Annotated in this window: 27 protein-coding genes; 20 read left to right on the plus strand and 7 right to left on the minus strand. The window is 72.0% G+C overall.

Annotated features, from left to right (window positions below; all coding sequences use genetic code 11):
* Positions 1–134 precede the first annotated feature (134 nt).
* The 5 genes from B0I28_RS28200 (at position 135) to B0I28_RS04990 (ending at position 3,719) form a co-directional block, all read left to right on the plus strand.
* Positions 135–1,292, plus strand: a complete 1,158-nt coding sequence (locus B0I28_RS28200; RefSeq protein WP_106362718.1) for a class E sortase — start codon at positions 135–137, stop codon at positions 1,290–1,292.
* Position 1,293: 1 nt separating this feature from the next.
* On the plus strand, positions 1,294–1,596 hold the full coding sequence (locus B0I28_RS04975) for a hypothetical protein (protein ID WP_106362719.1): 303 nt from the start codon (positions 1,294–1,296) through the stop codon (positions 1,594–1,596).
* 16 nt (positions 1,597–1,612) lie between these two features.
* The gene (locus tag B0I28_RS04980) at positions 1,613–2,215 is read left to right on the plus strand and encodes an anthranilate synthase component II (protein WP_245888886.1); all 603 of its coding nucleotides are present in this window, start codon (positions 1,613–1,615) and stop codon (positions 2,213–2,215) included.
* 154 nt (positions 2,216–2,369) lie between these two features.
* Positions 2,370–2,795 carry a DUF7144 family membrane protein gene (locus tag B0I28_RS04985; protein ID WP_106362720.1) on the plus strand — a complete coding sequence of 142 codons (426 nt, stop codon included), beginning with the start codon at positions 2,370–2,372 and terminating at the stop codon, positions 2,793–2,795.
* A gap of 48 nt (positions 2,796–2,843) precedes the next feature.
* On the plus strand, positions 2,844–3,719 hold the full coding sequence (locus tag B0I28_RS04990) for a YihY/virulence factor BrkB family protein (protein ID WP_106362721.1): 876 nt from the start codon (positions 2,844–2,846) through the stop codon (positions 3,717–3,719).
* Here the strand turns inward: B0I28_RS04990 and B0I28_RS04995 are convergent.
* Positions 3,716–4,378: a response regulator gene (locus B0I28_RS04995; RefSeq protein WP_106362722.1), complete on the minus strand. Its 663-nt coding sequence runs from the start codon at positions 4,376–4,378 to the stop codon at positions 3,716–3,718. The two genes, B0I28_RS04990 and B0I28_RS04995, sit on opposite strands and share 4 nt — an antisense overlap.
* Positions 4,375–5,592, minus strand: a complete 1,218-nt coding sequence (locus B0I28_RS05000) for a sensor histidine kinase (RefSeq protein ID WP_106362723.1) — start codon at positions 5,590–5,592, stop codon at positions 4,375–4,377. Before B0I28_RS05000 ends, B0I28_RS04995 begins: the two co-directional genes overlap by 4 nt.
* Positions 5,593–5,806: 214 nt before the next feature.
* Here B0I28_RS05000 and B0I28_RS26825 point away from each other — a divergent pair, with 214 nt between their 5' ends.
* The 5 genes from B0I28_RS26825 (at position 5,807) to B0I28_RS05025 (ending at position 8,914) form a co-directional block, all read left to right on the plus strand.
* Positions 5,807–6,811: a carboxymuconolactone decarboxylase family protein gene (locus B0I28_RS26825; RefSeq protein ID WP_181245640.1), complete on the plus strand. Its 1,005-nt coding sequence runs from the start codon at positions 5,807–5,809 to the stop codon at positions 6,809–6,811.
* Positions 6,804–7,229 (plus strand): DUF6220 domain-containing protein, encoded by a 426-nt coding sequence (locus B0I28_RS05010; protein WP_146147973.1) that lies wholly within the window; start codon positions 6,804–6,806, stop codon positions 7,227–7,229. Before B0I28_RS26825 ends, B0I28_RS05010 begins: the two co-directional genes overlap by 8 nt.
* A gap of 88 nt (positions 7,230–7,317) precedes the next feature.
* The gene (locus B0I28_RS05015; RefSeq protein ID WP_181245641.1) at positions 7,318–7,872 is read left to right on the plus strand and encodes an NUDIX hydrolase; all 555 of its coding nucleotides are present in this window, start codon (positions 7,318–7,320) and stop codon (positions 7,870–7,872) included.
* Positions 7,869–8,399, plus strand: coding sequence for an NUDIX hydrolase (locus tag B0I28_RS05020; protein WP_106362726.1), 531 nt, complete (start codon positions 7,869–7,871; stop codon positions 8,397–8,399). Before B0I28_RS05015 ends, B0I28_RS05020 begins: the two co-directional genes overlap by 4 nt.
* Positions 8,396–8,914 (plus strand): NUDIX domain-containing protein, encoded by a 519-nt coding sequence (locus tag B0I28_RS05025; protein WP_106362727.1) that lies wholly within the window; start codon positions 8,396–8,398, stop codon positions 8,912–8,914. Before B0I28_RS05020 ends, B0I28_RS05025 begins: the two co-directional genes overlap by 4 nt.
* A gap of 49 nt (positions 8,915–8,963) precedes the next feature.
* On the opposite strand, the gene gndA is transcribed toward B0I28_RS05025, so the two are convergent.
* Positions 8,964–10,394 (minus strand): NADP-dependent phosphogluconate dehydrogenase, encoded by a 1,431-nt coding sequence (gene gndA / locus B0I28_RS05030; protein WP_106362728.1) that lies wholly within the window; start codon positions 10,392–10,394, stop codon positions 8,964–8,966.
* A 403-nt stretch (positions 10,395–10,797) separates the two neighbouring features.
* On the opposite strand from gndA, the gene B0I28_RS28205 reads away from it, so the two are divergent.
* From B0I28_RS28205 to B0I28_RS05055, 5 genes are all read left to right on the plus strand, one after another.
* On the plus strand, positions 10,798–13,002 hold the full coding sequence (locus tag B0I28_RS28205) for an HNH endonuclease signature motif containing protein (protein ID WP_106362729.1): 2,205 nt from the start codon (positions 10,798–10,800) through the stop codon (positions 13,000–13,002).
* A gap of 9 nt (positions 13,003–13,011) precedes the next feature.
* On the plus strand, positions 13,012–14,376 hold the full coding sequence (locus B0I28_RS05040) for a cystathionine beta-synthase (protein WP_106363394.1): 1,365 nt from the start codon (positions 13,012–13,014) through the stop codon (positions 14,374–14,376).
* A gap of 71 nt (positions 14,377–14,447) precedes the next feature.
* Entirely contained in the window at positions 14,448–15,095 is a 648-nt protein-coding gene (locus tag B0I28_RS05045; protein ID WP_106362730.1) for an SRPBCC family protein, read from the plus strand.
* A gap of 55 nt (positions 15,096–15,150) precedes the next feature.
* Positions 15,151–15,522 (plus strand): ArsR/SmtB family transcription factor, encoded by a 372-nt coding sequence (locus tag B0I28_RS05050; protein WP_106362731.1) that lies wholly within the window; start codon positions 15,151–15,153, stop codon positions 15,520–15,522.
* Between the two features lie 165 nt (positions 15,523–15,687).
* A complete protein-coding gene (locus B0I28_RS05055) occupies positions 15,688–16,881 on the plus strand; it encodes a glycosyl hydrolase family 18 protein (protein WP_106362732.1) in 1,194 nt (397 codons plus the stop codon).
* Between the two features lie 65 nt (positions 16,882–16,946).
* On the opposite strand, the gene B0I28_RS05060 is transcribed toward B0I28_RS05055, so the two are convergent.
* Together B0I28_RS05060 and B0I28_RS05065 are read right to left on the minus strand one after the other, a co-directional pair.
* On the minus strand, positions 16,947–17,750 hold the full coding sequence (locus tag B0I28_RS05060) for an MHYT domain-containing protein (RefSeq protein ID WP_106362733.1): 804 nt from the start codon (positions 17,748–17,750) through the stop codon (positions 16,947–16,949).
* A 327-nt stretch (positions 17,751–18,077) separates the two neighbouring features.
* Positions 18,078–19,739, minus strand: coding sequence for a fumarate hydratase (locus B0I28_RS05065; RefSeq protein ID WP_106362734.1), 1,662 nt, complete (start codon positions 19,737–19,739; stop codon positions 18,078–18,080).
* 270 nt (positions 19,740–20,009) lie between these two features.
* Between B0I28_RS05065 and rpsF the strand changes: the two genes are divergently transcribed.
* Genes rpsF through rplI form a run of 4 tightly spaced genes read left to right on the plus strand, consistent with a single transcriptional unit; the run spans position 20,010 to position 21,624 of the window.
* The gene (gene rpsF / locus B0I28_RS05070) at positions 20,010–20,300 is read left to right on the plus strand and encodes a 30S ribosomal protein S6 (protein WP_106362735.1); all 291 of its coding nucleotides are present in this window, start codon (positions 20,010–20,012) and stop codon (positions 20,298–20,300) included.
* A gap of 39 nt (positions 20,301–20,339) precedes the next feature.
* Positions 20,340–20,855, plus strand: a complete 516-nt coding sequence (locus B0I28_RS05075; RefSeq protein ID WP_106362736.1) for a single-stranded DNA-binding protein — start codon at positions 20,340–20,342, stop codon at positions 20,853–20,855.
* A gap of 48 nt (positions 20,856–20,903) precedes the next feature.
* Positions 20,904–21,149 (plus strand): 30S ribosomal protein S18, encoded by a 246-nt coding sequence (gene rpsR, locus B0I28_RS05080; RefSeq protein ID WP_106362737.1) that lies wholly within the window; start codon positions 20,904–20,906, stop codon positions 21,147–21,149.
* Between the two features lie 13 nt (positions 21,150–21,162).
* A complete protein-coding gene (rplI, locus tag B0I28_RS05085) occupies positions 21,163–21,624 on the plus strand; it encodes a 50S ribosomal protein L9 (protein WP_106362738.1) in 462 nt (153 codons plus the stop codon).
* Positions 21,625–21,754: 130 nt separating this feature from the next.
* On the opposite strand, the gene B0I28_RS05090 is transcribed toward rplI, so the two are convergent.
* Positions 21,755–22,144: a hypothetical protein gene (locus B0I28_RS05090; protein ID WP_106362739.1), complete on the minus strand. Its 390-nt coding sequence runs from the start codon at positions 22,142–22,144 to the stop codon at positions 21,755–21,757.
* Between the two features lie 301 nt (positions 22,145–22,445).
* Here B0I28_RS05090 and dnaB point away from each other — a divergent pair, with 301 nt between their 5' ends.
* Positions 22,446–23,930 (plus strand): replicative DNA helicase, encoded by a 1,485-nt coding sequence (gene dnaB / locus B0I28_RS05095; protein WP_245888887.1) that lies wholly within the window; start codon positions 22,446–22,448, stop codon positions 23,928–23,930.
* 28 nt (positions 23,931–23,958) lie between these two features.
* Here the strand turns inward: dnaB and B0I28_RS05100 are convergent, their stop codons facing one another.
* The gene (locus B0I28_RS05100) at positions 23,959–25,266 is read right to left on the minus strand and encodes a glycosyltransferase 87 family protein (protein WP_106362740.1); all 1,308 of its coding nucleotides are present in this window, start codon (positions 25,264–25,266) and stop codon (positions 23,959–23,961) included.
* Positions 25,267–25,367: the final 101 nt, after the last annotated feature.

Consider the following 25,367-nt stretch of genomic DNA (forward strand, 5'->3'; position numbering starts at 1 on the left):
CGAGGTCCCGGCCGCGCCGGTGGGCTGCCCGTTCGGGCGATACTCGGCCTCGCGGGACAACCCTAGGATTGCCTCGCGCGTTATGGTTACGACAGCGCCCGCAGCACACGGGCACGACTGAGGGGAATTTCCAGGTGAGCGATCAGGACTGGTCCCCCTTCGCGAGCGAGCCTCCCCCTCGTCCGCAGGGTCCCCAGGGGGCCGCTCCCGGACCGGCGCCCCAGCAGCCGGCGAGCCCGCCGCGCGCGCCGCAAAGGCAAGGGCCGCAGCAGACACCGCCGAACGGGCCGCGGCAGCCGAGCCCTCCGCGGGCGTCTTCGCCTGCGCCCCAAGCGGGTCCGCCGACGACGCCCGGCCGCGCCAGCGTCCCCGGCGCGCAGCCGCCCGGGGAGCGCCCGCCCGGGGCGAGGCCGAGCCCCGGCCCGCGCACGCCGCCCGCCGAGCCCGACCACGACACCACGACCGCGCTGCGCCCGCCGAAGCTCGCGAAGGCCCCGCTCGTCCCCGAGCCCGACGGCACCGCGATCCTCCCGGTCATCCCCGCCGAGGACGTCCCCGCCCCGCCCGGCGCCGAGTCCGCCGCCCGCAAGAAGCGGACCGTCAAGCGCCACAGGGGCGAAGGCGGCGCCCGCTCCACCGTGCGCGGCCTCGGCGAGGTCCTCATCAGCCTCGGCGCGATCGTCCTCCTGTACGCCGCCTACGAGGTCTTCGGCGTCTCCGGGGAGATCAACAACGAGCAGGACACCCTCTCCACCGACCTCGACACCATGTGGCAGGCCGAGGAGGAGGGCGACGAGGGCTCCCCGGTCCCCGAGCTCGGCGACGCGTTCGCGCGCATGTGGGCGCCCGACATCCGCCCCGAGTCGTGGACCCTCGTGGAGGGCACCGAGCCCGCCGACATCGAGTACGCGCCCGGCCGCTACCTCGACGGCGCCATGCCCGGGGAGCAGGGGAACTTCACGCTCGCCGGGCACAACGTGCCCGCGATCTTCCAGAAGATCCGCGACCTCGAACCGGGCGACAAGGTCGTCATCGAGACCAAGGACTACTTCTACGTCTACGAGGTCCAGGAGCACGTCGTCGTCGACGAGACGCAGGTCGACATCACCGCGCCCGTCCCCGGCGACCCCGGCGCCGAGCCCGGCGACGAGGACTACTGGCTGACCCTGTTCACCTGCCACCCCCTGTGGGACAACTACGAGCGGTACGTCGTGTACAGCCAGCTCGTCGACACCATCGATCGCGACGCCGAGGGCGACCTGCCCGACGCGGCCGTGGACGCGGAGGCCTGACGTGTACTCGTGGATCTGGCGCAAGCTCCCGTTCGGTCTGCCCGGCAAGATCATCGGCTCGGTCGCCCTCGGCGCCGGGACGCTCGCGCTGCTGTGGTTCGTGCTGTTCCCCGCGATCCGGCCCCACATGCCGTGGAGCAACGTCGACCCGGCGGGCGGCGTGAACGTCGACCAGCCCGAAGGGGGCGGCGACGCGTCGCCGACGTGCACGCCCGGCCTCGACTGCCAGGACACCCAGTTCGACCCCGAGGACTGGCACACCGCCGAGTCCCCCACCGGGGAGACGAGCGAGGGCGACGGGTGACCGCCCGGAGCGGGCCGTGACCGGGAGCGTGCTGGTGGTGGACTTCCGCGACTCGTTCGTCCACACCATCGTCTCCTACCTGCGGGCCCTCGGGGCCCGCGTCGACGTGCGCCGCTCCGACCGGACCGATGTGGATGAAGCGGTGCGGCTGCGCCCCGCCGGGGTGCTGCTCTCCCCCGGGCCCGGCCGCCCCGACGAGGCCCGCCTCGGCCACGACCTGCTCGACCGGTTCGCCGGGGACGTGCCGATCCTCGGGGTGTGCCTGGGGCACCAGGTGATCGCCGAGCACTGGGGCGCGGTCGTCTCGCGCGCCGCCGAGCTGCGCCATGGCGAGACCTCCCCGATCCTCCACGACGGCACGGGCGTGTTCGCCGGGCTCGCGAACCCGTTCACCGCCACCAGGTACCACTCGCTCGCCGTCGAGCCCGGCAGCGTCCGCGACCCGCTGCGCGTGACCGCGACCAGCGAGGACGGCACGGTCATGGGGCTGCGGCACCGCGGCGTCGACGTCGAGGGCGTCCAGTTCCACCCCGAGTCGATCCTCACCGACGACGGCAGCGCCCTCCTCGCGAACTGGCTGCGCCGCACCGGGACCGGGCCTGGCGCCGGGGGCGCGTGAGACGCCCGGGCGCCGGGAACCGTGCGGTTCGGGACGGCGGCATGACGCGCGGCACTGACAGTGCAGTCGAGTGTGGATGCCGCGGCCCCGCACCGCGGTCGCCTAGGCTGTGCGGATGCGGCGACAACGCCGCCTGCTCCCGGGGGGACCGCGCATGACCGACAAGGACTGGGCTCCGCGCCGCAGGGGCGGCGGCTCCCGGTTCGCGGGGGTCCTGCTCCTGCTCGTGGGCGCCTGGCAGGTGTTCATCGGCTACGCCGTGGCCTCCGGCGACGCGTACGTGTTCACCGGCGGCGGCTACTGGTACCGGGCCGACAACGCCGGCTGGGGCTGGGTCAACCTCGCGATCGGCCTGGCCGCCATCGCGATCGGCTTCGTGCAGCTCGGCCGGGTGCAGTCGCGGCGGCTGGAGCGGCTGCGCGGCACCGGGTACGCCGGGCTGCTCGTCGCGGTCGTCTCGGCCATGAACCAGTTCTTCCTCGCCCCGCAGTACCCGCTGTGGGCGACCCTCGTCATCGCCGTCGACGTGTTCGTCATCTGGGCGCTCACCACCGGTCCCGAGCACGGAGAACGGGACTAGATCTCCCGAACCGCCACGTGAGTCCCGCGGGCCTGGCACGGTGGAGGGATGGGTGGACGGTCGATCGTCAAAGCCGCCAAGCGATACGGCGCCGCGAGCCGCGGCGACGCCGCGGCCGCCCTCACCTACTACTCGGTGCTGTCGCTGTTCCCCGCGATCCTCGTCGGCACCTCCCTCATCGGGCTCCTCGACGCCGACGCGACCGCGTCGCTCCTCGACGGCGCCGGGACGCTCGTCCCCGGCGACTCCATGTCGATCATCGAGGACGCGGTGGCGCGCCTCCAAATGGACCCGCGCACCGCCGGGCTCCTCGCGCTCCTCGGCCTCGCCACGGCCCTGTGGGCCGCCTCCAACTACGTGGCCGCGTTCTCCCGCGCCCTCAACGCCGTCGACGACGTGGACGAGTCCCGCAAATGGTGGACCGTGCTCGTCGTGCGGGTCGTGCTCACCCTCGTCGTCGGCGCCCTGACCGCCGTGTGCGCGGTCGTCGCCGCCACCGGCGGCTCCGTGGCCCGCGCCGTCGGGCGCGCGCTGCACGCCGGGGACGCGGCGGTCGCCGTGTGGGGCTGGGTGAAATGGCCCGCGATCACGGTGCTCGTCATCGTGATCGTCGCGCTCCTGTACTGGCTCGCGCCCGCGAAGCGGTCCCGGCTGCGCCGCCGCGCGCCCGGCGCGGCCCTCGCCGTCGTCCTGTGGCTCGCCGCCTCCGCCGGGTTCGGGCTCTACGCCGCGAGCTTCGGCAGCTACGACAAGACGTACGGCGCGCTCGGCGGCGTCATCGTGTTCCTCGTGTGGCTGTGGATCACCAACGCCGCCCTGCTGTTCGGGTACGAGTACAACGCGACCGCCGAACCCGAGGCCGACACGGCCGGGACGGCCGCGGGCGAGGCCTCCGAGCCGAGCGCCGCCGAAGACGCGACCTAGCCGGTCCCCTTGGCCTGCACCAGGCCCGACTCGTACGCGAACACCACCAGGCCCGCCCGGTCGCGGACCGCGAGCTTCATCATCGCCCGGTGCACGTGCGTCTTCGCCGTCGCCGGGCTGATGAACAGCCGCTCGGCGATCTCCGCGTTCGTCAGCCCGCGGGCCACCAGCGCGACGATCTCCGTCTCGCGGGTCGTGAGCCCCTCGACCTGCCCGGCGAGGCGCGAGGGCGGGTGCGCGACGTACTCGGCGACGAGCTTCGCGGCGATCTGCGGCGACAGGAGCGTCTCCCCGCCCGCCGCGGCCCGGATGCAGCGCAGCAGCTCCTCCGGCTCGGTGTCCTTCACGAGGTACCCGGCGGCGCCGGCGCGGAGCGCGTCGAACACGTACGCGTCGAAGGAGTAGTTGGTGAGCATGACGACGCGCACGTCGCCGAGCCGGTCGTCGGCGGCGATGGCGCGCACCGCGCCGATGCCGTCGCCGCCGGGCATCTCGACGTCGAGGAGGGCGACGTCGGGCAGCGCCTCGGCCGCGAGGCGCACCGCGGTCGGCCCGTCGGCGGCCTCGGCGACGACGGTCATGTCGTCCTCGGCGTCGATGAGCGCCCGGAACCCGCCGCGCATGAGCGGCTGGTCGTCGGCGAGCAGGACCCGGATCACCGCGACTCCTCCAGTTCGGGCGCGGCCCCCGCGGCCGCAGTGCTGGCGGCAGGAGGTGCGGCAGTGTCGTTGGAGACAAGATCGGGGAGCCGCGCCCGGACGGTGAAACCGTACTCGCCGGGTCCGACATCGAGGGTCCCGCCGAGGTCGTCGACGCGTTCGCGCATGCCGGTGATCCCGTTGCCGGGGACGACCGCGGCGGCGTCGCCGTTGTCGGCGACCTCGACGACGACCGCGCCGTCCTCGCGGCGCACCCGCACCCGGACCCGGTCGCCCGTGGAGTGGCGGACCGCGTTCGTGAGCGCCTCCTGGACGATCCGGTACGCGGCGTGGTCGGTCTCGGGGTCCACGGGCAGGTCGCAGCCGATCTCGCAGTCGACGTCCACGGTGAACCCGAGGCCCCGGTAGCGGTCGGCGAGGTCCTCGACGCGGTCGAGGCGGTGCCCGTCGTCGTCGCGGAGCATCGTCAGGGTCTCGCGCAGCTCCCGCGTGGCGTCCTTCGCGGCGGCCTCCACGGCGACCAGGGCCGTGGGCGGGTCCTCGCCCCGCTTGCGCGCCAAGTGGATCGCGACCCCGGCCTGGACGCGGATGACGGAGATCGAGTGGGTGAGGGAGTCGTGGAGCTCGCGGGCGATCCGCACGCGTTCGTCCGCGGCCTTGCGTTTGACGGCCTCTTCGCGGACGTGCTCGGCCTCGGCCATGTAGGCGTCGCGCTGGCGCCGCGACAGGCCCGAGATGAGGGCCACGTGCAGCCAGCCGACGACCAGGAGGGTGCGCTCGACGACGCCCGCGTCGAACTCCCAGCCCGCGGTGCGGAGGTTCCCGAGCGCGGTCATCGCCGACAGCGCCAGGACCGTCCACACCGAGAGCGCCCGGTAGCCGGTGTACATGGCGACGGCGATGGCGACCAGCGCGGGGACGACCGCGAGCGGCCCGACCCCGAGGGGCCCGCTGGCGAGGACCGCGCCGACCGAGACGGCCAGGACGAGCCGCGGGCGGCGCCGCCACAGCGGGAACACCAGGGGCCCGAGCATGAGCGGGAGCCAGCCCCACGTCGGCATGCCGTCCCGGACGTCCTTGATGAGGCCCGCGGTGAGGGTGTCGGCGAGCATGACGGCGGTGACGACGAGGTCGAGGCGCCTGCCCGCGAGGACGCGCGCGCGGCGGTCGGCGAGTCGGCTGCCTGTGGCGCTGGGCTCGGGGGGACTGGGCATGCCCCGATGGTATCGCCGCAGGCGGGCGGCGTCGTCGGCCCGCGGTGCAGGCCGCGGGTACGCCGCTGGGTGTACGACCGGCGGGGTGCTGCTGCGCTCGGCGAGGCCGTTATCGCCGCCTCGGGGCGGACGACGCGGCGGCGCGCGGCGGGGAGGCTGGAGCCATGCGGCGGCCGCGGTGCCGCCGGTAGCCCAACGAGGAGGGAGTCCCCCCGTGTCCCCTGCGGTCAGGCATGTCGTCCCTGTCGATCCGAAGCACGCCGAAGGCCTTGTGGCCGAGGTGTACCGGCAGGTCAAGTCGGAGCTGGGCGTCCTGGGCCCGGCGCTCACGATGTTCTCGCCCGCGCCGGAGCTGCTGGCGCCGGTGTGGTCGCTGCTGCGCGAGTCGCTGCTCGTCGGCGGCCCCGAGGAGCGGAAGGCGAAGGAGGTCGTCGCGACGGTGGTCGCGGTGCGCAACGGGTGCCGGTTCTGCACCGACGCGCACGTCACGATGCTCCACGCCGCGGGCGAGCCGGAGCTCGCCGAGGGCCTGCGCGCCGGGGTGGCGCCGCCGGAGTGGGCGGCGCTCGCCGACTGGGCGGCCGACCCCGTGGTGGACGGGCCGTTCGCTCCGGAGGCCGCGCCGCGGTTCATCGGGACGGCCCTGGTGTTCGAGCTGCTCACGCGGCTGTTGAAGGTGCTCGCGGAGAACGAGGCGCCGAGCCCGGTCCTGACGACGCGGCTGGGCCGGTCGGTCGGGTCGCGGATCGTCCGCCAGCTGGTGGCCGCGGAGCTGGAGCCGGGCGCGTCGCTGCCGCTGCTGGAGGAGCGGCCGCAGTGGGCGCGGGGCACCGTGGTCCGCGAACCCGCTTGGGCCGCAGGGTCGCCGGTGGGGCGCGCGTACGGCGCGGTCCGGTCGATGGCCGCGTACGGGTCGATGCTCCTGTCCGACGCGGCGGTCGAGGCCGTGGCTCGCACCGTGGGCGCGCAGGGCACGGACCTGGTCGACCGGGTGCCGGAGCTCGCGGGCGCGGCCGGCCTGCCGCGGGAGGCGGCCCTGGGGGCGCGGCTGGCCGTGGGCGCGGCGCTCGCGCCGGGCGCGGTCGCGGACGCCGACGTGGCGTCGTGGCGGGGCGAGGTGTTCACCGACCACTGCGTGGTCCATCTGCTGGCGTTCGGCGCGATGACCGCCGTCGACGCCGTCCAAGACGAGATCGAAACGAGGAATGTCGATGCTTAGGTTCTATCGGGTGTGGATCGGCGTGCTCCACGCGCTGATCGGGATCCAGTTCTTCCTGGCCGGGTACGGGGCGCTGGGGACCGGTTCCCCCGACGAGTCGTTCTCCCTGCACATCATGAACGGGCGGCTCATCGCGGCGGTGGCGCTGCTGGGCATCCTGTTCGCGGCGCTGTCGCGGGCGGGCGGGAAGCTCGTCGGGCTCGCGGCGGGCGTCCTCGGCCTGGTCGTCCTCCAGTCGCTGATCGCGCTGGTGAGCGTGGCGGGGACGACGCCGGGGCAGATCATCTTCGGGTTCCACGCGATCAACGCGCTCATGATCATGGGCGTCGCGGAGGCGTCGGCGAGGCTCGCGAAGCGCCTCATCGCCGAGCGCAAGGAGCGCGCGGAGAGTGCGGAGGCCCTCCCGGCCGCGGCATGAGACCTGCATGAGGGGAACCAGGGGCCCGCGGCGCGATGCGCCGCGGGCCCGCCCGCGTCCCGGGGGCGGGCGGTGGGATGCTCGGGGGATGGGTGAGCTGGTGCGGCGCCGGTGCGCAAGGGTCCTGCTGGTCGACGAGGAGGACCGGGTGCTGCTGTTCCGCAGCGTCGACTACATGGGCCCGGGCGTGGAGTACTACGTGACGCCCGGCGGCGGCCTCGACGCGGGCGAGTCGCTGGAGGCGGGCGCGGTCCGCGAGGTGTTCGAGGAGACGGGCCTGCGGCTCGACGGGCCGCTGGGGCCGGTGGCCGCCGAGACGGCGGGCGTCTGGTCCGACGGCCCGGACCTGGCGGTCGAATCGGAGGACGCGTACTTCTTCGTGCGCGTCCCGCACTTCGACCCGGTCCGCGACGGCTTGGAGGCGATCGAGCAGCGGGAGTTCACCGAAGCGGTGTGGCTCACGATTCCGGAAGTGACGCAGATCGATGCGCTGGTGTTCCCCGCGCGGATCGCGTCCCTGCTCACCGCCCTCCTGGACGGTGCGATTCCCGCTGCGCCCCTTCGCATCCCGTGGGGCGCATGGACTTGGGACACCGATAGGGGCTGGACGACTACCGAGCGTGCCCCCATACTTGACCGGTGAGCGCGACGAACGAACCCACCCGAATCGACCGGTACGGCGCGCGGTGCATCGTGATCGACGAACAGGACGCAGTGCTGTTCATCGGCCGGTCGGCCACCGCGGACCGCCCCGCCCGCTGGTTCCTGCCCGGCGGCGGCATCGACCCCGGCGAGACCCCCCTCGACGCCGCCGTGCGCGAGCTGTTCGAGGAGACGGGCCTGCGCGTGCCGCCCGCCGACGTCACCGGGCCGGTCGCCCGGCGGTCCTTCAGCCGCTCCCGCGACGGGGAGGTGTTCACGCAGGACAACTACCTGTTCTTCACGCGTGTCCCGCGCTTCCAGGCGCGCGTGTCCGGCGGCGACGCCTACGAGCAGGACCTTGAGTTCAAGTGGATCGGCGTCGACGAGCTCGCCGCCGCCGAGGGCCACGACGCCCCGTTCGACCCGCTCCTGCACCTCATCAAGCGGCTCGTCTCCGGCGACGTCCCGGCTGAGCCGCTCCGCCTCGAACCCGCCGGCAGCCGCACCGCCGACACCTCCGTCCGATGAGCATCGAGTCGGCGACCGGCGCCGGGTTCCGCGTCTCGACGCGCGTCATCCTCACGGCCCCCGACGGCACCGTCCTCCACGTCGGAGGCGACCGGTGCCGCGAAGGCGTCGAGCGCTGGTTCACGCCCGGCGGCGGCGTCGAGGACGGCGAGGCCCCCGCGGCCGCGGCCGCCCGCGAGCTGTACGAGGAGACCGCGCTGAGGGTCTCGGCCGAGGCGCTGGGCGAACCGGTCGGGCACGGGACCTACGTGTGGTTCCTGCGCGGCCGCCTGATGGTGCAGCAGAACTGGTACTTCCACCTGCCCGTCGAGCGGTTCGCGCCGCGCATGCTCAGCGACATCGACTACGAGAAGCACCTGACCTTCCGGTGGCTGCCGGTCGAGGAGTGCGGGTCGACCGACGGGATGCTCGACCCGTGGCGGCTCGTCGAGCTCGTCAAGCGGCTCAGGGACGGCGACCGGCCCGCCGAGCCGGTCGACCTCGGCGGGTCCTACGGCCCGCGCTTCGGCGACTGAACGCAGCACGCCCCCGCCCATCGGGCGGGGGCGCGTCGTGTTGCGGCCCTTAGACCTCGTGCTCGGTGCGGTCGCCCGACCAGTCGGTGTGGAAGGTCCCGTCGCGGTCGACGCGCTTGTACGTGTGCGCGCCGAAGAAGTCCCGCTGGCCCTGGATGAGCGCGGCCGGGAGGCGGCGCGAGCGCAGCCCGTCGTAGTAGGCGAGCGCCGAGGAGAAGCCCGGCGTGGGGATGCCCGCAAGGGCGGCGGTGGCGACGACGCGGCGCCACGCGTCCTGCGCGTCGGTGACGATCTTGGTGAACTCGGGCGCGGCCAGGAGCGTCGGCAGCTCGGGGTCCGAGCGCCAGGCGTCGGTGATGCGGTCGAGGAAGCGGGCGCGGATGATGCACCCGGCGCGCCACAGGGCCGAGCAGGAGCCGAGGTCGATGCCCCAGTCGTACTCGGCGGAGGCGGCGGCGATCTGGTCGAATCCCTGCGCGTACGCGACGATCTTGGAGGCGTAGAGCGCCTGGCGGACGTCCTCGACGAACGTCTCCGGGAAGTCGGTCTTCGCGGTCGGCCCGGTGAGGAGGTCGACGGCGCCTTCGCGCTGCTTCGTGCCGGAGGAGAGGGCGCGGGCGAAGGTGGCCTCGGCGATGCCGGTGACGGGGACGCCCAGGTCGAGGGCGTTCTGGACGGTCCAGCGGCCGGTGCCCTTCTGGCCGGCCTGGTCGACGATGACGTCGACGAGGGGCTTGCCGGTGGCGGCGTCGACGTGGCCGAGGACTTCGGCGGTGACCTCGATGAGGTAGGAGTCGAGCTCGCCGGCGTTCCATTCGGCGAAGGTCTTCGCGAGGTCGGCGGGCTCGATGCCGACGCCGCGGCGCAGCAGGTCGTAGGCCTCGCCGATGAGCTGCATGTCGGAGTACTCGATGCCGTTGTGCACCATCTTGACGAAGTGCCCGGCGCCGTCGGGGCCGAGGCGGGTGCAGCACGGGGTGCCGTCGGGGGCCTTGGCGGCGATGGCTTCGAGGATCGGGCCGAGGGACTCGTAGGACTCCTCGGAGCCGCCGGGCATGATCGCGGGGCCGAGGAGGGCGCCCTCCTCGCCGCCGGAGACGCCGGTGCCGACGAAGTGGAGGCCCTTCTCGCGCAGGGCCGCTTCGCGGCGGCGGGTGTTCTCGAAGTGGGCGTTGCCGCCGTCGATGACCATGTCGCCGGGCTCCATGAGGGCGGCGAGCTGGTCGATGACGGCGTCGGTGGCGGGCCCGGCCTGGACCATGATCATGGCCTTGCGGGGCCGCTTGAGGGAGGCCACGAAGTCGGCGAGCTCCTCGGAGGGCACGAAGTCGCCCTCGTCGCCGTGCGCGTCGATCAGCTCGGTGGTCTTGGCGTACGTGCGGTTGTAGACGGCGACGGTGAAGCCGTGCCGGGCGAAGTTGCGTGCCAGGTTGGAGCCCATGACGGCCAGCCCGACCACGCCGATGTCGGCGGTGCTCATGCCTGTCTCCCTACGTTGCGTGAAGAGGTGTCCGCCCCGATTCTCGCCGGTCGGCCCGGCGCGGGGCGCACCACCGCCGATCGTATCCACACGGCGGGACGTGCGCCTCCCGTTGTCGCAAGGGCCGGGTCTGCGGTGGTTCGGGTTCGAGCGGGCGGCGACGAGAGGCCCGATGCGGCTGGGGCCCGATTGCGGCAGTCGGGTCGACCGGGGCGCGGTGGATCCGCTCGTGTGGGCCTAGTTGAGACGAATCCTTCTGCAGCACAACATAACTGCCGGAAACATGAATCTTCTCTACCCGTTTCAGTGATGACGCCCGACCGCCACCCTGTCATTATTGGATTAGCACAAGAAGCCGAAAACCCAACAGGTATTCGAGCATCAGCCGAGGAGGTGAGAACCGATGAGCGCCAACAGGTCCCCGAGCACCAAGGCCCAGTCGGTCCGCGCCTGCCTCGACGACACCGCCGCACTCATCAACGGCGCCTACGCCACCGCACTGCGGGTCGCGATCGACGCGTTCGCACACCAGGTGCACCGCGACGGCGACGGGTTCTCAGCCCAGCGGGACTGGATGATCGCCCAGTTCGACTTCACCCACTCGGCGGCCGGAGACATCGCCGCGATCGCCAAGCACGCCCCGCGGTTCACCGTCCTCGCCGAAGCGGCCCTGTCCGGGTACGCCCGAATCGACCAGGTCGCCTACGCCGTCCGGTCCCTCGCCAAGACCGCCGCCAGCGCCCTGTTCGCCCGCATCCCGTTCCGGACCCCGGTGGCCTCCCCCTTCGATCCCAACACGGCTTGTGCCACACCGGAGGCCCTGGTCGCCGAGTACGCCGCGCACGCCCCGTTCAAGGTCCTCAAGCGCCACCTGGCCGAACTGCACGCCAACCTCGCGGAGGAAGCCGAGCTCTTGGACGGGCTCGGCGAGGAGTCGCTGCAGCGGCTCGAACTCCAGGAACTCGGCGAGGGCGGCATGTGGGTCCTCAGCGGTCTCCTGTCGGCCGACACCGGCCGCCTCATGGACAAGTACTTGAACACGGCCGTGCCGCCGCCGCGCCAGGACGAGACCGACCAGCACGGTGTGCTCCCCCCGCAGGCCAATCGGAACGCCGAAGCCCTCCACCAGCTCCTCGCCGGCTACGGCGCCTCCCCCGACGCAGTCAAGCGGCACGGCCACACCGCCACTCTCGACCTCATGGTCGACATCGAGACCCTCCAGGGCAAGGACACCGACCGGGCGGCGCTTCTGGAGGGCCAGCCGGTCAGTGTCGCCAAGGCCCGCCTGCTGGCCTGCGAGGCCGGGGTGATCCCCTCGGTCTTCGACTACGCCACCGGTGAAGCCGTCGAACTCGGCAGGGCCGCCCGGCTTCCCAACACGTCGCTGCGCAGGAAGCTGGAGCTTGAGCAACCGGAGGGCTGCGCCTGGACCGGCTGCGACCGGCCGGTCGCCTGGACCGAAGCACACCACCTGGTGCACTGGGCGGACGGCGGCGAGACGAACGCCGACAACCTGATCCTGCTGTGCAGGTTCCACCACGGCCGCATCCATACTGCGGGCTGGACCGTGGAGAAGACCGGGCCGGGCAGGGCGGTCATCACCCACCACGACCACCCCGCCGCCTCCGGCACCGCGGTCCTTGCAGGCGCGGCCGGGAACGGGGAGGCCGAAGGGTGCGAGTGCCTGGACTGGCGGACCGACGTGGACATGGACGCGTCAGTCGCCGACGACGCGAAGTACCTCTTCCCGACCGGGCTGTACCCGTTCGAATGGTCCTCGGCGCTGGCGTCCGACCTCGGTTCGATGGCCGCCCAGGTCCAAGCGGCCCGTGAGTACTTCGAAGGCGGCAGCGCCGCCCGGTTCGACGCCCGGGGCCTGGGCAGCGGCCTTGGCCGGGAGGAGGGCCGGACCCCGACCGAGTCGGAGGTCTGCCGGGTCCCGGTCACCGATCCGCCCCGGGTCTTCGGGGAGGGCCGGTCCGCCGAGGATCTGATCCCCTTCTTACCCCGCCTGCCGGGGCCGCGGACCCCGGCGGGGACGCGAACGCAGCACGCCGGGCCGGAATGGCCTCCTCCTCCAAGGCAGCTGCATGTGCCTGCCCCTGATCCAGGGTGCGGGCATTCGCATTGCCCCCCAGTGGAAGCGATCGAGACCCCGTGCGCGACCGCAGATGCCCGCCCGGTTCACGGGCAGGCGGTCACCCCGCCGGGCCGGTCGGCTGCCGGGTCGCTCGACCGCCTTGCGGCTCCGTCACCGGTTCGGGCCGCCCCGCAGCCCCGCGCCGCCCTGCCGTCCGCGGAACCGACGGCCCGCGGACCTGCGGGCAGTCGGCGCGGGAGGCCTGCGCGCCCGCCTGACTCATCCCGCGCCTGTTCATCGGCGACGCTCGAACCCCGCGCGGATCGGATCCCGAGGCCGCCCCGCGGCACCGCCCCGGATCGGATCCCGAGGCCGCCCCGCGGCACAGCCCAGCGGCACCGCCCGGAGGGGCGCGCTTCGCCGAGTCGCAGGCAGTCGGCGGCGTGCACCCGCGCCGAGCGGGCCGCCGTCTTCGCCGGGGCCGAAGACGGCGAGTTCGACGTCGCCGACCAGCAGGGCCCCGCCTAGGCTGTGACCATGCAGTATCACGATTCCGTGCTCGGCCTGATCGGCAACACCCCGCTGGTGAGGCTCGGGGCCGTCACCGGCGGCGCTTCGGCGACCGTCCTCGCGAAGGTCGAGTACCTCAACCCGGGCGGGTCCATCAAGGACCGCATCGCCCAGCGCATGATCGACGAGGCGGAGGCGTCCGGGGCGCTCAGGCCGGGCGGGACGATCGTCGAGCCGACCAGCGGGAACACCGGCGTCGGGCTGGCGATGGTGGCGCAGCAGCGCGGGTACAAGTGCGTGTTCGTGTGCCCCGACAAGGTCTCGGAGGACAAGCGGAACGTCCTGAAGGCGTACGGCGCGGAGGTCGTGGTGTGCCCCACGGCCGTCGACCCGGAGGACCCGCGCTCCTACTACAAGGTGTCGGACCGGCTCATCAGCGAGATCGACGGCGCGTGGAAGCCCGACCAGTACTCGAACCCGGCGAACCCGGCGTCGCACTACGCGCAGACCGGCCCGGAGATCTGGGAGCAGACCGAGGGGAGGATCACCCACCTGGTCGCGGGCGTCGGCACGGGCGGCACGATCACCGGGATCGGCAAGTACCTCAAGGAGGTCTCCGGCGGGAAGGTGCAGGTCGTGGGCGCCGACCCGGAGGGCTCGGTGTACTCCGGCGGCACGGGCCGGCCGTACCTGGTCGAGGGCGTTGGCGAGGACTTCTGGCCCGCGAACTACGACCGGGACCTGGCCGACCGGATCGTGGAGGTCACCGACGCGGAGTCGTTCGCGATGACGCGGCGCCTCGCCCGCGAGGAGGGCCTGCTCGTGGGCGGGTCCGCGGGGATGGCGGTGGTCGGGGCGGTCGCGGTCGCGCGGGACGCGGGCCCCGACGACGTGATCGTGGTGATCCTCCCCGACGGCGGCCGCGGCTACCTGTCGAAGATCTTCAACGACTCGTGGATGACCGAGTTCGGGTTCCTCAGCGCCTCCGGGGAGACCACGGTCGGCGAGGTCCTGGCGGGCAAGAACGGCGACATCCCCGAGCTCGTCCACGTGCACCCGCAGGACACGGTGCGCGAGGCGATCGACATCATGCGCCAGTTCGGGGTGAGCCAGATGCCGGTGCTCAAGGCCGAGCCGCCGGTGACGTCCGGCGAGGTCGCGGGCGCGGTCGCGGAGCGGGACCTCATGGACGCGCTGTTCGGCGGGAAGGCGACGCTGCACGACCCGATCGAGCGGCACATCGGGGAGGCCCTGCCGACGATCGGATCGGGCGAGCAGGTCGAGCGGGCCGTGGCGGCGCTCCAGGACCGGGACGCGCTCATGGTGTTCGCCGAGGGCAAGCCGGTGGGCGTGCTCACCCGGCAGGACCTGCTCGGGTACGTGGAGGGCTGATTTCCCGGTTCCGTTGACGGAAGGCCCCGCACCCTCCTAGTATAAGTCTCAACTTATATTAGGAGGGGCACATGTTCGATGCCGTAGACCCGATCGCGGCCGTCGAGGCGGTCGCGCGGGAGGTCCGCACCGGCGAGCGCGACGGGAAGCCGACGCGCCTGGTCGTCGCGCGCCGCACCTACCGCGCCGACCGCGCGGACGTCTGGGACGCCGTCACCAGTCCCGACCGCATCCCCCGCTGGTTCCTGCCGCTCAGCGGCGACCTGCGCGAAGGCGGCCGGTACCAGCTCGAAGGGAACGCCGGGGGCCTCATCGAGCGCTGCGACGCGCCCGCCTCACTCGCCGTCACGTGGGAGTTCATGGGCGGCGTCTCCTGGCTCGAAGTCCACCTGAGCGAGGCCGCGGACGGCACGGTCCTCGAACTCGTCCACGAGGCGCTCGTCGACCCCGAGTTCTGGGGCCAGTTCGGTCCGGGCGCGGTCGGCATCGGCTGGGACTCGGCCCTGTTCGGCCTCGACCTGCACCTCGCGGGCGGGGAGGACGTCGACCAGGCCGAGGCCGAGAAGTGGGCGGTCAGCCCCGTCGGCGTCCGGTTCTCCACGATCGCGGGCGAGTCCTGGGGCGAGGCCGCGATCGCCGACGGCGACGCGCCGCAGGCCGCGAAGGCCGCCGCGGCCAACGCGATCAAGTTCTTCACGGTGCCGCCCGAGGAGGCGTGAGGGGCTCGGCATAATTGCGCGGTCCCTGCCGCGAAGTCGTTGAGAGTGAGGCCCGATGTCGGACTTGGTATTCGACGCGCTCGGCGACCCGGTGCGGCGCCGCATCATGGAGCTGCTCGGCGCGGGCGAGCGCCCGGCCGGGGACGTCGCGGCCGTCATGCGCGAGGGCCTCGGCATCTCCCAGCCCGCGGTCTCCCAGCACCTCAAGGTCCTGCGCGAGGCGGGCCTGGTGACGGTGCGGGCGGAGGGGACGCGCCGGATCTACGGCGTCGACGACGCGGGGCTGGACCGGGTGCGGGCGTGGCTCGCGCGGTTCGAGGACGCGTTCGCGGGTCCCTTGGACGCACTAGAGACCGAGCTCGCGCGGGGGAAGCGCGAGCGGCGGCTGCGCGGGGAGGGCCGCCGGGAGCGGCGCGGCGCCGCATAGACACGAACAGTAAAGTATCCGACTCGTTCGGTTGCGGGTCTTCGCAAGGCGGCCCGCAAACCGGGCGAGTCGGATTTTTCTGCGCCCTGGGGCCTTGACAAGCGCCGTGATGACCGACACGATTGGAGACATACATTTAGGAATCTTTAAATATATGGAGGTCCCTTGCGACGCCTACGATCCGCGGCCGTCATCGCCGCCGCCACTCTCGCCGCGGCAGGCGCCGTCGCCCTGCCGGTCGCCTTCGCGAACGGCGCGTTCGCCGAGGCCGCCTGCGAAGGCGCGCCCTGGCAGTCGAGCGCCGTCTACGTCGGCGGCGACCGCGTCAGCCACCAGGACCGCGAGTACCGCGCCAAGTGGTGGACCACCGGCGAGACCCCCGGCACCACCGGCCAGTGGGGCGTCTGGGAGGACCTCGGCGCCTGCGACGGCGCGGGCCCGACCGACCCGCCCACCACCGAGGAGCCGACCGAGGAGCCCACCGGCGGCCCCGGCCAGGGCGACCGCCTCCTCACCGGCTACTGGCACAACTTCGACAACGGCTCAGGGGTCATGGAGCTCAACGCCGTCCCCGCCGCGTACGACATCATCGCCGTGGCCTTCGCCGAGTCCACCACCACGCCCGGCCAGATCGACTTCGCCCTCGACTCCAGCCTCACCGGCGCCGGGTACACCGAGGCCGAGTTCAAGGCCGACATCGACGCGATCCAGGCCCAGGGCCGCGACGTCGTCATCTCCGTGGGCGGCGAGCGCGGCAACGTCACGATCAACGACGCCGCCACGGCCGCGGCGTTCGCGAACTCCGTGGTGTCGCTCATGAACGAGTACGGCTTCGACGGCGTCGACATCGACCTGGAGCACGGCATCAACGCGGGCGCGATCGAGACCGCGCTGCGCCAGGTCGCCGGCGCCAAGCCCGGCTTCACGTACACGATGGCGCCGCAGACGATCGACTTCCAGTCCACCTCGGCCGGGTACTACCAGCTCGCGGTGAACACCAAGGACCTCCTCACGATCGTCAACATGCAGTACTACAACTCCGGCTCCATGCTCGGCTGCAACGGCCAGGTGTACGCCCAGGGCGACATCGACTTCCTCACCGCGCAGGCCTGCATCCAGCTCCAGGCCGGGCTCGCCCCGTCCCAGGTGGGCCTGGGCCTCCCGGCCGTCCAGAGCGCCGCGGGCTCGGGCTACGTCAACCCGACGATGGTCAACGACGCCCTGACCTGCCTGGAGACCCGCCAGCGCTGCGGCGACTTCGTGCCCTCCCAGTCCTACCCGGGCATGGGCGGCGCGATGACCTGGTCGATCAACTGGGACAAGACGAACGGCTACAACTTCGCCAACACCGTCGGATAACCGCTTCACCCTCTCTCGCAAAGAGGACCGGCCCCGCCCTCGTAGGGCGGGGCCGGTCCGCGCGTTCAGTAGCGCGGGGGCTTGCGGCCGGCGACGGGGCGGTCGGTGGTGCGGCGCTGGAGGGAGGAGAGGTGCTCGTCGGCTTTGAGCTCCTCGTCGGTGGGGACCATGACGACGGTGAAGACGAGGAAGAGGAGGACGATCGCGGTGAGGGTGGCCATGGGGAAGACGAGGTCGACGGCGTCGACGCCGTGCGGGGCCTCGTCGGCCTCGCCGCCTGCGACCAGGCCGAGCATCCCGGTGTAGTGCATGAGGTTGACGGCGAGGGCCATGACGGCGGCGGCGAGCCACATGGAGGAGGCCCTTTGGAGGCGCCAGGAGAGCCACAGGGCGGTGGTGGCGGCGCCGATCGCGATGGCGACGGAGGCGATGACGTAGCCGAGGCGGTAGTCGAGTTCGACGTCGGCGCTGACGGCGGCCATGCCGGTGTAGTGCATGGCGGCGACGCCGATGCCGGTGAGGGTCCCGGCGGCGGCGAGTTTGAGGGGCGTGTAGCGGCCGAGGCCGATGGCGTAGAGGCCGCAGGCGACGACGGCGACGGCGATGAGGGCGCTGAGCGCGGTCGTCCACGGCTCGTAGAGGATGCGGGCGTCGCGGACGGCGAAGCCGAGCATGGCAACGAAGTGCATGACCCAGATCCCGGTGCCGCCGATGGCGAACGCGGCGACGGTGAGCCACAGGGCGCGCCGCCCCGCGCCCTTGTGGCGGCGGGCGTGGCGGGCGAGGAGCAGCCCGAGGGCGGAGCCGGTCATGGAGACCAGGAAGGCCACGGGGAGGGTGGCGTACCCGTGGGAGAAGTGTTCGATCATCGCGGATTCCGAGGGGTGGGTACTGAGCAGTAAGGATGATCGGATCGTAATCGCGGAGAGGGGGTTCCGCGTGCCGCGCGTTTATTCGGAATGCGGATTGTGCGATGGTTTGCACACCGATGAAACCGCTCGGAAGGGCACAGGGGCGACAGTCGCGGCCCGAGAATTCCCCCGACCGGGTGAATCGGTTCTGGCCGTTCGCACTGATCCGGACAAGCGTTGTGCGCCGCCTCACATCTCACCCGAGTAGCCAAGGGGCACAACGAAAAAGGCCGCCGACACCGGGGCCGGCGGCCGGACGTCTCAGCGTCCTATGTGCATCCGCGACTACGTGACGGTGATGTGGCGGCGGCGCCCGACGGTGAGGACGGGCTGGCGGGTCGCCTCGTAGAAGTCGTTGCCTTTGTCGTCGACGACGATGAACGCCGGGAAGTCCTCGACCTCGATCTTCCAGACGGCCTCCATGCCGAGCTCGGGGTACTCCAGGACCTCCATCGACTTGATGTTCTCCTGGGCGAGCTTCGCGGCGGGGCCGCCGATGGACCCGAGGTAGAAGCCGCCGTGCGCGTTGCACGCGTCGGTGACGCGCTGCGAGCGGTTCCCCTTGGCGAGCATGACGAACGAGCCGCCCGCGGCCTGGAACTGGTCGACGTAGGAGTCCATGCGCCCGGCCGTGGTGGGCCCGAATGACCCGGAGGCGTAGCCCTCGGGGGTCTTCGCGGGGCCAGCGTAGTAGACGGCGTGGTCCTTGAGGTACTGCGGCAGCTCCTCGCCCGCGTCGAGGCGCTCCTTGATCTTCGCGTGGGCGATGTCGCGGGCGACCACGAGCGTCCCGGTGAGGGACACGCGGGTCTTGACCGGGTACTTCGACAGCTCGGCGCGGATCTCGGACATGGGCCGGTTCAGGTCGATGCGGACCGCGTCGTCGTCGAGGTCGTCCTCGGAGACCTCGGGCACGTACCGGCTCGGGTCGCGCTCCAGCTGCTCCAGGAACACGCCCTCGGCGGTGATCTTGGCCATGGCCTGGCGGTCGGCCGAGCAGGAGACGGCGATGGCGACGGGCAGGGACGCGCCGTGCCTGGGCAGGCGGACGACGCGCACGTCGTGGCAGAAGTACTTGCCGCCGAACTGGGCGCCGATCCCGAACTGGCGGGTGAGCTCCAGGACCTCCTGCTCCAGGGCGGTGTCGCGGAAGCCGTGCCCGGAGGGGGACCCCTCGGTGGGCATCGAGTCGAGGTACTTCGTGGACGCGTACTTCGCGGTCTTGAGGGTGTACTCGGCGCTGGTGCCGCCGATGACGATCGCGAGGTGGTACGGCGGGCACGCGGCGGTGCCGATCTGGCGGAGCTTCTCCTCCAGGAACCGCATCATCGCGTCCGGGTTGAGGATCGCCTTCGTCTCCTGGAACAGGAACGACTTGTTCGCGGAGCCGCCGCCCTTGGCGATGAACTGGAACTTGTAGGCGTCGTCGCCCTCGGCGTACAGGTCGATCTGCGCGGGCAGGTTCGAGCCGGTGTTCTTCTCGTCCCACATGGTCAGCGGGGCCATCTGGCTGTAGCGGAGGTTGAGGTCGCGGTAGGCCTGCCAGACGCCGCGGGAGAGGTGCTCGGCGTCGCGGCCGTCGGTGAGGACGTGGCGCCCGCGCTTGCCCATGACGATCGCGGTGCCGGTGTCCTGGCACATGGGCAGGACCATGCCGGAGGCGATGTTCGCGTTCTTGAGCAGGTCCATGGCGACGAAGCGGTCGTTGCCGCTGGCCTCGGGGTCGTCGAGGATGGACCGCAGCTGCGCGAGGTGCGCGGGCCGCAGGAAGTGGGAGATGTCCTTGACGGCCTCCGCGGCGAGCTGCGTGAGGACCTCGGGCTCCACGGTGAGGAAGCGCCGCCCGGCGGCCTCGACGGTGCTCACCCCGTCCGTGGTGAGCAGGCGGTACTCGGTGGTGTCCGGGCCGGTGGGAAGCAGGTCGGTGTAGTGGAACTCCGATGTCATGACATCGAACTTAGCGCGGCTCCCCGCGCGGGCCGGGCGCGGCGCGGCTTCGGTCCGAACCGGACGCCGCGGCCGTTTCGGGGCGGTGTCGCGCCCGGTCCTGTCGGACCCGGCGGGTACCGTCACACCCAGGCGGAGCGGCCCCGGCCGCACCGCCTGTAAGCAGGTACGATTGCCAGGTTGCCCGCCGCGAGGCGCGGCAGCGCGCAAGTGATTCCTCCTGCTGCGGAGAGACCGCAGCCGATTGAGACCGAAGGAGGTGGATCGATCTTGCGTCACTATGAACTCATGGTGATCCTCGAACCGAACATCGAGGAGGCACAGGTCGGCCCGACGCTGGAGAAGTTCCTCAAGGGCGTCAAGGACGCCGGAGGGGCCGTCGACAAGATCGACGTCTGGGGCCGTCGCCGTCTGGCATACGAGATCAACAAGAGCAACGAGGGCGTCTACGCCGTCGTCGACCTGCAGTCCGAGCCCGGTCCCGTCGCTGAGATGGACCGTCAGCTGCGGCTCAACGAGTCGGTGCTGCGGACCAAGGTGCTGCGACCGGAGCTTCGGTAACCCGACCCTGCAACTGCGAGACCGTCAAGGAGATAGGTCATGGCAGGAGAGACAGTCATCACGGTTATCGGCAACCTCGTCGACGACCCCGAGCTGCGTTACACGCCGTCCGGTGCCGCCGTCGCGAAGTTCCGCATCGCATCGACCCCGCGCACGTTCGACCGCGAGTCGAACCAGTGGAAGGACGGTGAGGCCCTGTTCCTCACCTGCAGCGTCTGGCGCCAGTACGCCGAGAACGTCGCCGAGTCGCTTTCGCGCGGTACCCGCGTGATCGTGCAGGGCAGGCTCAAGCAGCGCAGCTACGAGACCCGCGAGGGCGAGAAGCGCACTGTGTACGAGCTCGACGTCGACGAAGTGGGCCCGGCCCTGCGTTTTTCCACCGCGAAGCTCAACCGGTCCGGCGCGTCCGGCGGCGGAGGCGGCGGCCGTTCCTTCGGGGGCGGCAGCGGCTCCGGCGGCGGTTCGATGCCCGACGACCCCTGGGCCTCGGCCGCCCCCGCGGGCGGCGCCAGCGCCGCCGGCTCCGGCGGCTTCGACGAGGACCCGCCGTTCTAACCGGGCGCCCAGCCCGGAACGATCTCGAGTAAGAGGCAAGACAGAGACATGGCCAACCCGAAATCGGCTCCCCTGCGGAAGCCGAAGAAGAAGCCCAACCCGCTTGAAAAAGAGGGCATCACCTACGTCGACTACAAGGACACGGCGCTGCTGCGGAAGTTCATCTCCGACCGCGGCAAGATCCGTGCCCGCCGTGTGACCGGCGTGACCACCCAGCAGCAGCGCCAGATCGCCGCGGCCGTCAAGAACGCCCGCGAGATGGCCCTGCTCCCGTACACCAGCCAGACCCGCTAGGAAGGAGCGCAACATGAAGATCATCCTGACTCATGAGGTGCCCAACCTCGGCTCGGCCGGCGACGTGGTCGAGGTCAAGCCCGGTTACGGCCGCAACTACCTGCTGCCGCAGGGCCTTGCGATCGCCTGGACCAAGGGCGGCCAGAAGGAGGTCGACGCGATCCAGCGCGCTCGCGCCTCCCGCCAGATCCACGACCTGGACAAGGCCCGCTCGGTGGCGGACCAGCTGAAGCAGACGGACGCCCACATCGTCGCCCGCACCGGCGACGGCGACCGCCTCTTCGGCTCCATCACCGCGGCCGACATCGTCAAGGCCGTCGACGAGGCCGGCGGCCCGAAGATCGACCGCCGCCGCGTCGAGCTGGCCTCGACCATCAAGTCGGTCGGCACCTACGACGTCACGGTCAAGCTGCACCCGGAGGTGACCGCGAAGTTCAAGCTCCAGGTCACCCCGGCCAAGCGCCGCAAGAAGTAGGCAAAGCACGTCGAAGGCCCGCGACCATCCGGTCGCGGGCCTTTGTCGTACCCCCATGAAAGGGTGGTCTTTTTCAGTTTGGTGTGGTGAAGGTGGGTTCGGGTGGGTACCCGGGGCCGCCCGTACGGCGTCAGATCACCCAGCCCGCGGTCCGCAGGACCACCGTCACGAGCCCCGCACCGAGGATCGCCGCCGCCGAGCCCGCTACGCCCGCACGCCATCCGGCGCGCGGGAGGCGCAGCAGGACCGCGACGAGGAGGCTCGCGGTGAGCGACGAGAGCGTCCACGCCCAGCCGCCCGCGACGGCCGCGCCGACCCGGCCCGCCACCGTGCACCCCGACGCCGCGCAGTTCGCGTCCACCGGCGGCTGCGACACCACCCACGTCAGGTAGACCACCGCCGGCACCGCGTACCAGGCGAGCGTCACGAGCAGCGTCGGGGTGAACGCGCGCTCCCCCGGCCGGTCGTCGCCTTCGGGGTCGAGCCGGGGCCTGCGTTCGGGGCGCTGCGGAGCGGTCATGAGCCGGTCTCTCTTCTGATCCGTGCCGGGGTCGCCCCCATGCTATCGGCAAGTTGGCACGAACGGATTTCCGTCCACAGGCAGTGGACGGCGTCCCCGCAGCTCCCGACCCGCATCCGAGGCCCGGTCGCGTTGTTGTCCACAGGTTGTCCACAGGCCCGGGCCGGGTTATCCACAGGTTATCCACAACCTTGTCCACAGGTTGTCCACAGGGTCGTTTGCAACCGTGCCCGGCGCGACATAGCGTCATTGACGCCGCCCTTCTGTCGTATGCGGGCGGTACTGTCTCCATGAACGCACGGTGACCGAGGGGGTGGACGGCATGGCCGACGTGTCGACGGACGGCGTCTTCTCGCGAGGCGCCAACGGAGCGAACGGGTCCTATTTCGACACGCCCCCGGAGGACCCCTTCGCGGGCGGCGGAGGCGGCGGCAACGGCCACGGGGGCGGCGGCGCCCGCACCTTCGAGCGCACCCCGCCCCAGGACCTCCAGGCCGAGATGTCGGTCCTCGGCGGCATGCTCATGAGCAAGGACGCCATCGCCGACGTCATCGAGGTCCTCGGCCCCGGCGACTTCTACAAGCCGTCCCACGGCATGATCTTCGACGCCGTCATCGACAAGTTCGGCAACGGCGAGCCCGCCGACGCCGTCACCATCGCCGCGGCCCTCGCCGACACCGGCGACCTCGCCAAGATCGGCGGCGGCCCCTACCTCCACGACCTCCTCAACACCGTGCCCACGGCCGCGAACGCCGGGTACTACGCGAAGATCGTCAAGGAGAAGGCGATCCTGCGCCGCCTCATCGAGGCCGGCACGAAGGTCGTCCAGTACGGGTACGGCGGCGGCCAGGGCGGCCGCGACATCGACGACCTCGTCGACCTCGCCCAGCAGGCCGTCTACGAGGTCACCGACAACCGCCAGAGCGAGGACTTCGCGGTCCTCTCCGACCTCCTCCAGCCCGCCATGGACGAGATCGAGGCGATCGGCGCCAACCAGGGCGTCATGACCGGCATCCCCACCGGCTTCGCCGACCTCGACCGGCTCCTCTCCGGCCTCCAGGCCGGGCAGCTCATCATCGTCGCCGGCCGCCCCGGCGCCGGGAAGTCCACGGCCGCAATGGACTTCATGCGGCACGCGTCCCTCCACCACCGCCACGCCGCGGCCCTGTTCTCCCTCGAAATGAGCAAGCTCGAAATCGTGATGCGCCTGCTGAGCGCCGAGACGCGCGTCCCCATGCACGTCCTGCGCTCGGGCGACCTCTCCGACGACGACTGGACGCGCCTGGCCAAGCGCATGGGCGACATCTCCGAGGCGCCGCTGTTCGTCGACGACACCGCGTCGATGACCATGATGGAGATCCGGGCGAAGGCCCGGCGCCTCAAGCAGCGCCACGACCTCAAGCTCATCGTCGTCGACTACCTCCAGCTCATGACCTCGCCGAAGAAAGTGGAGTCGCGCCAGCAGGAGGTCTCCGAGATCTCCCGCGGCCTCAAGCTCCTCGCCAAGGAGGTGCAGTGCCCGGTCATCGCGGTCGCGCAGCTGAACCGCGGTCCCGAGCAGCGCACCGACAAGCGCCCGCAGCTGTCCGACCTCCGCGAGTCCGGCTCGCTGGAGCAGGACGCCGACGTCGTCATCCTCCTGCACCGCGAGGACTACTACGACAAGGAGTCGCCGCGCGCGGGCGAGGCCGACTTCATCGTCGCCAAGCACCGCAACGGCGCCACGGACACGATCACCGTGGCGGCCCAGCTCCACCTGTCGCGCTTCGTCGACATGGCGGTCTAGGACCCCCGTTCCCCAGCGCCACCACTCGTCAGCGCCACCATTCGACCGCCATCGACGGGCCCGGGCCCGTCTCGTGCTCCAGTTCGTCGACCGCCTCGTCCCCGACGTCGACGCCCGCGAACAGCGTCCCGTGCGCGGCCCCGGCGACCGCGTCGCGCAGCGGCAGCCACCAGCCGAGCAGCACCACCGGGTACAGCATGTACCCGAAGCGGCTCGCGGGCATGAGCAGGAACGCGGTCGTCAGACCGGCTGCGCACCACATCGCCGCCGCCGCGGCCGTCGACGGCGGCCGCGTCCACAGCAGCCACGCGATCACGACCGCCGCGAGCCCCAGCAGGCCCTTCGCGATGAGGTCCCCGGCGGGCAGGTAGTTGACGACGAGGTAGCCGATGAACGGCGACTGCGCCGGGGACTCGACCACGCCGTGCCCGAAGCCGAACGCGATCACGTTGTCGAAGAACCCGCGCGCGTCCACCGCGAGCACCGGCGCCATCGTGGCCACGACCGGGACGGCGAAGCCCGCGGCGAAGCGGCGCAGGCCGCCCTGGCGCCACATCAGGAACGCCATGACGACCGCGACGGGCCACGCGAACAGCTTCAGCGCCGCCGCCGCGCCGACCGCCAGGCCCGCGGCGAGGGACCGCTCGCGGTGCGCGAACGCGAGCGCGAGGACCAGGAGCGCGACCACCGGCATGTCGTCGCCGCCGGTCGCGAACGTCAACGCGCACACCGGGAACACGAACATCGCCTGGAACGCCCGCAGCAGCGGGCCCTTCCCGGCGCCGAGCACCCCGGGGCGGGTGCGCAGCAGCCGGAACGCGCCGTACGCGCAGGCCGCGGCGGCGAGGAGGAAGTAGATGCGGGCGTCGGTCCACCAGTGCTGGCCGAACAGCGCGGCCGGGAACCCGAAGACCGCCATGCCCGGCTGGTACGGGTTGTAGCCGTGGACGGGGTTCGGGAGGGTGGTGATGACGTCGGCGTGGAGGTAGGGGCTGCCGGTGTCGAGCAGGCGCGCGCCGGACTCCTCGACGACCTCGACCTCGGACTGGGCGCGGCGCTCGCCGACGCCGATCGCGCGCTCGACCGCCATGAACACCAGCGGGAACGCGGTGACGGCGACCGCGGCCCCGCCCGCGACGACGGCCCGGCCGCGCCAGACCGCCCCGGTCTGAGTCAGCAGGACCGCGGTGCAGACCGCCGCCGGGAGGTACCCGCCGATGGCGACGGCGCCCCAGACCTCGTGCGGGACAAGGGTGGTCCACAGCGCCGTCGCGCCCGCGAAGATCGCGGCGGCGGCGTACAGGGCGAGGTCGATGGAGAGCGGACGGTGCGACACCCGGACATCGTACGGTGACCGGACCCGCCCCGCAGGACGGCGGCCGCGAGCCCCGGGAAGGCGCGGATCGCGGGCCCCGATCACAAGGGTGACACCGGGGT

It is taken from the genome of Glycomyces artemisiae (genome assembly GCF_003002955.1).
GTDB lineage: Bacteria > Actinomycetota > Actinomycetes > Mycobacteriales > Micromonosporaceae > Glycomyces > Glycomyces artemisiae.

What these genes read in the sequence shown, in the direction of transcription:
- B0I28_RS05075 (WP_106362736.1), top strand. Translation starts at nt 20,340, where the DNA reads ATGGCAGGAGAGACAGTCATCACGGTTATCGGCAACCTCGTCGACGAC.
- B0I28_RS04985 (WP_106362720.1), top strand. Translation starts at nt 2,370, where the DNA reads ATGACCGACAAGGACTGGGCTCCGCGCCGCAGGGGCGGCGGCTCCCGG.
- B0I28_RS04990 (WP_106362721.1), top strand. Translation starts at nt 2,844, where the DNA reads ATGGGTGGACGGTCGATCGTCAAAGCCGCCAAGCGATACGGCGCCGCG.
- B0I28_RS05000 (WP_106362723.1), bottom strand. Translation starts at nt 5,592, where the DNA reads ATGCCCAGTCCCCCCGAGCCCAGCGCCACAGGCAGCCGACTCGCCGAC.
- gndA (WP_106362728.1), bottom strand. Translation starts at nt 10,394, where the DNA reads ATGAGCACCGCCGACATCGGCGTGGTCGGGCTGGCCGTCATGGGCTCC.
- B0I28_RS05010 (WP_146147973.1), top strand. Translation starts at nt 6,804, where the DNA reads ATGCTTAGGTTCTATCGGGTGTGGATCGGCGTGCTCCACGCGCTGATC.
- B0I28_RS05090 (WP_106362739.1), bottom strand. Translation starts at nt 22,144, where the DNA reads ATGACCGCTCCGCAGCGCCCCGAACGCAGGCCCCGGCTCGACCCCGAA.
- B0I28_RS05060 (WP_106362733.1), bottom strand. Translation starts at nt 17,750, where the DNA reads ATGATCGAACACTTCTCCCACGGGTACGCCACCCTCCCCGTGGCCTTC.
- B0I28_RS05040 (WP_106363394.1), top strand. Translation starts at nt 13,012, where the DNA reads ATGCAGTATCACGATTCCGTGCTCGGCCTGATCGGCAACACCCCGCTG.
- B0I28_RS05045 (WP_106362730.1), top strand. Translation starts at nt 14,448, where the DNA reads ATGTTCGATGCCGTAGACCCGATCGCGGCCGTCGAGGCGGTCGCGCGG.
- rplI (WP_106362738.1), top strand. Translation starts at nt 21,163, where the DNA reads ATGAAGATCATCCTGACTCATGAGGTGCCCAACCTCGGCTCGGCCGGC.
- rpsR (WP_106362737.1), top strand. Translation starts at nt 20,904, where the DNA reads ATGGCCAACCCGAAATCGGCTCCCCTGCGGAAGCCGAAGAAGAAGCCC.
- B0I28_RS05015 (WP_181245641.1), top strand. Translation starts at nt 7,318, where the DNA reads ATGGGTGAGCTGGTGCGGCGCCGGTGCGCAAGGGTCCTGCTGGTCGAC.
- B0I28_RS05050 (WP_106362731.1), top strand. Translation starts at nt 15,151, where the DNA reads ATGTCGGACTTGGTATTCGACGCGCTCGGCGACCCGGTGCGGCGCCGC.
- B0I28_RS28205 (WP_106362729.1), top strand. Translation starts at nt 10,798, where the DNA reads ATGAGCGCCAACAGGTCCCCGAGCACCAAGGCCCAGTCGGTCCGCGCC.
- B0I28_RS05065 (WP_106362734.1), bottom strand. Translation starts at nt 19,739, where the DNA reads ATGACATCGGAGTTCCACTACACCGACCTGCTTCCCACCGGCCCGGAC.
- B0I28_RS05025 (WP_106362727.1), top strand. Translation starts at nt 8,396, where the DNA reads ATGAGCATCGAGTCGGCGACCGGCGCCGGGTTCCGCGTCTCGACGCGC.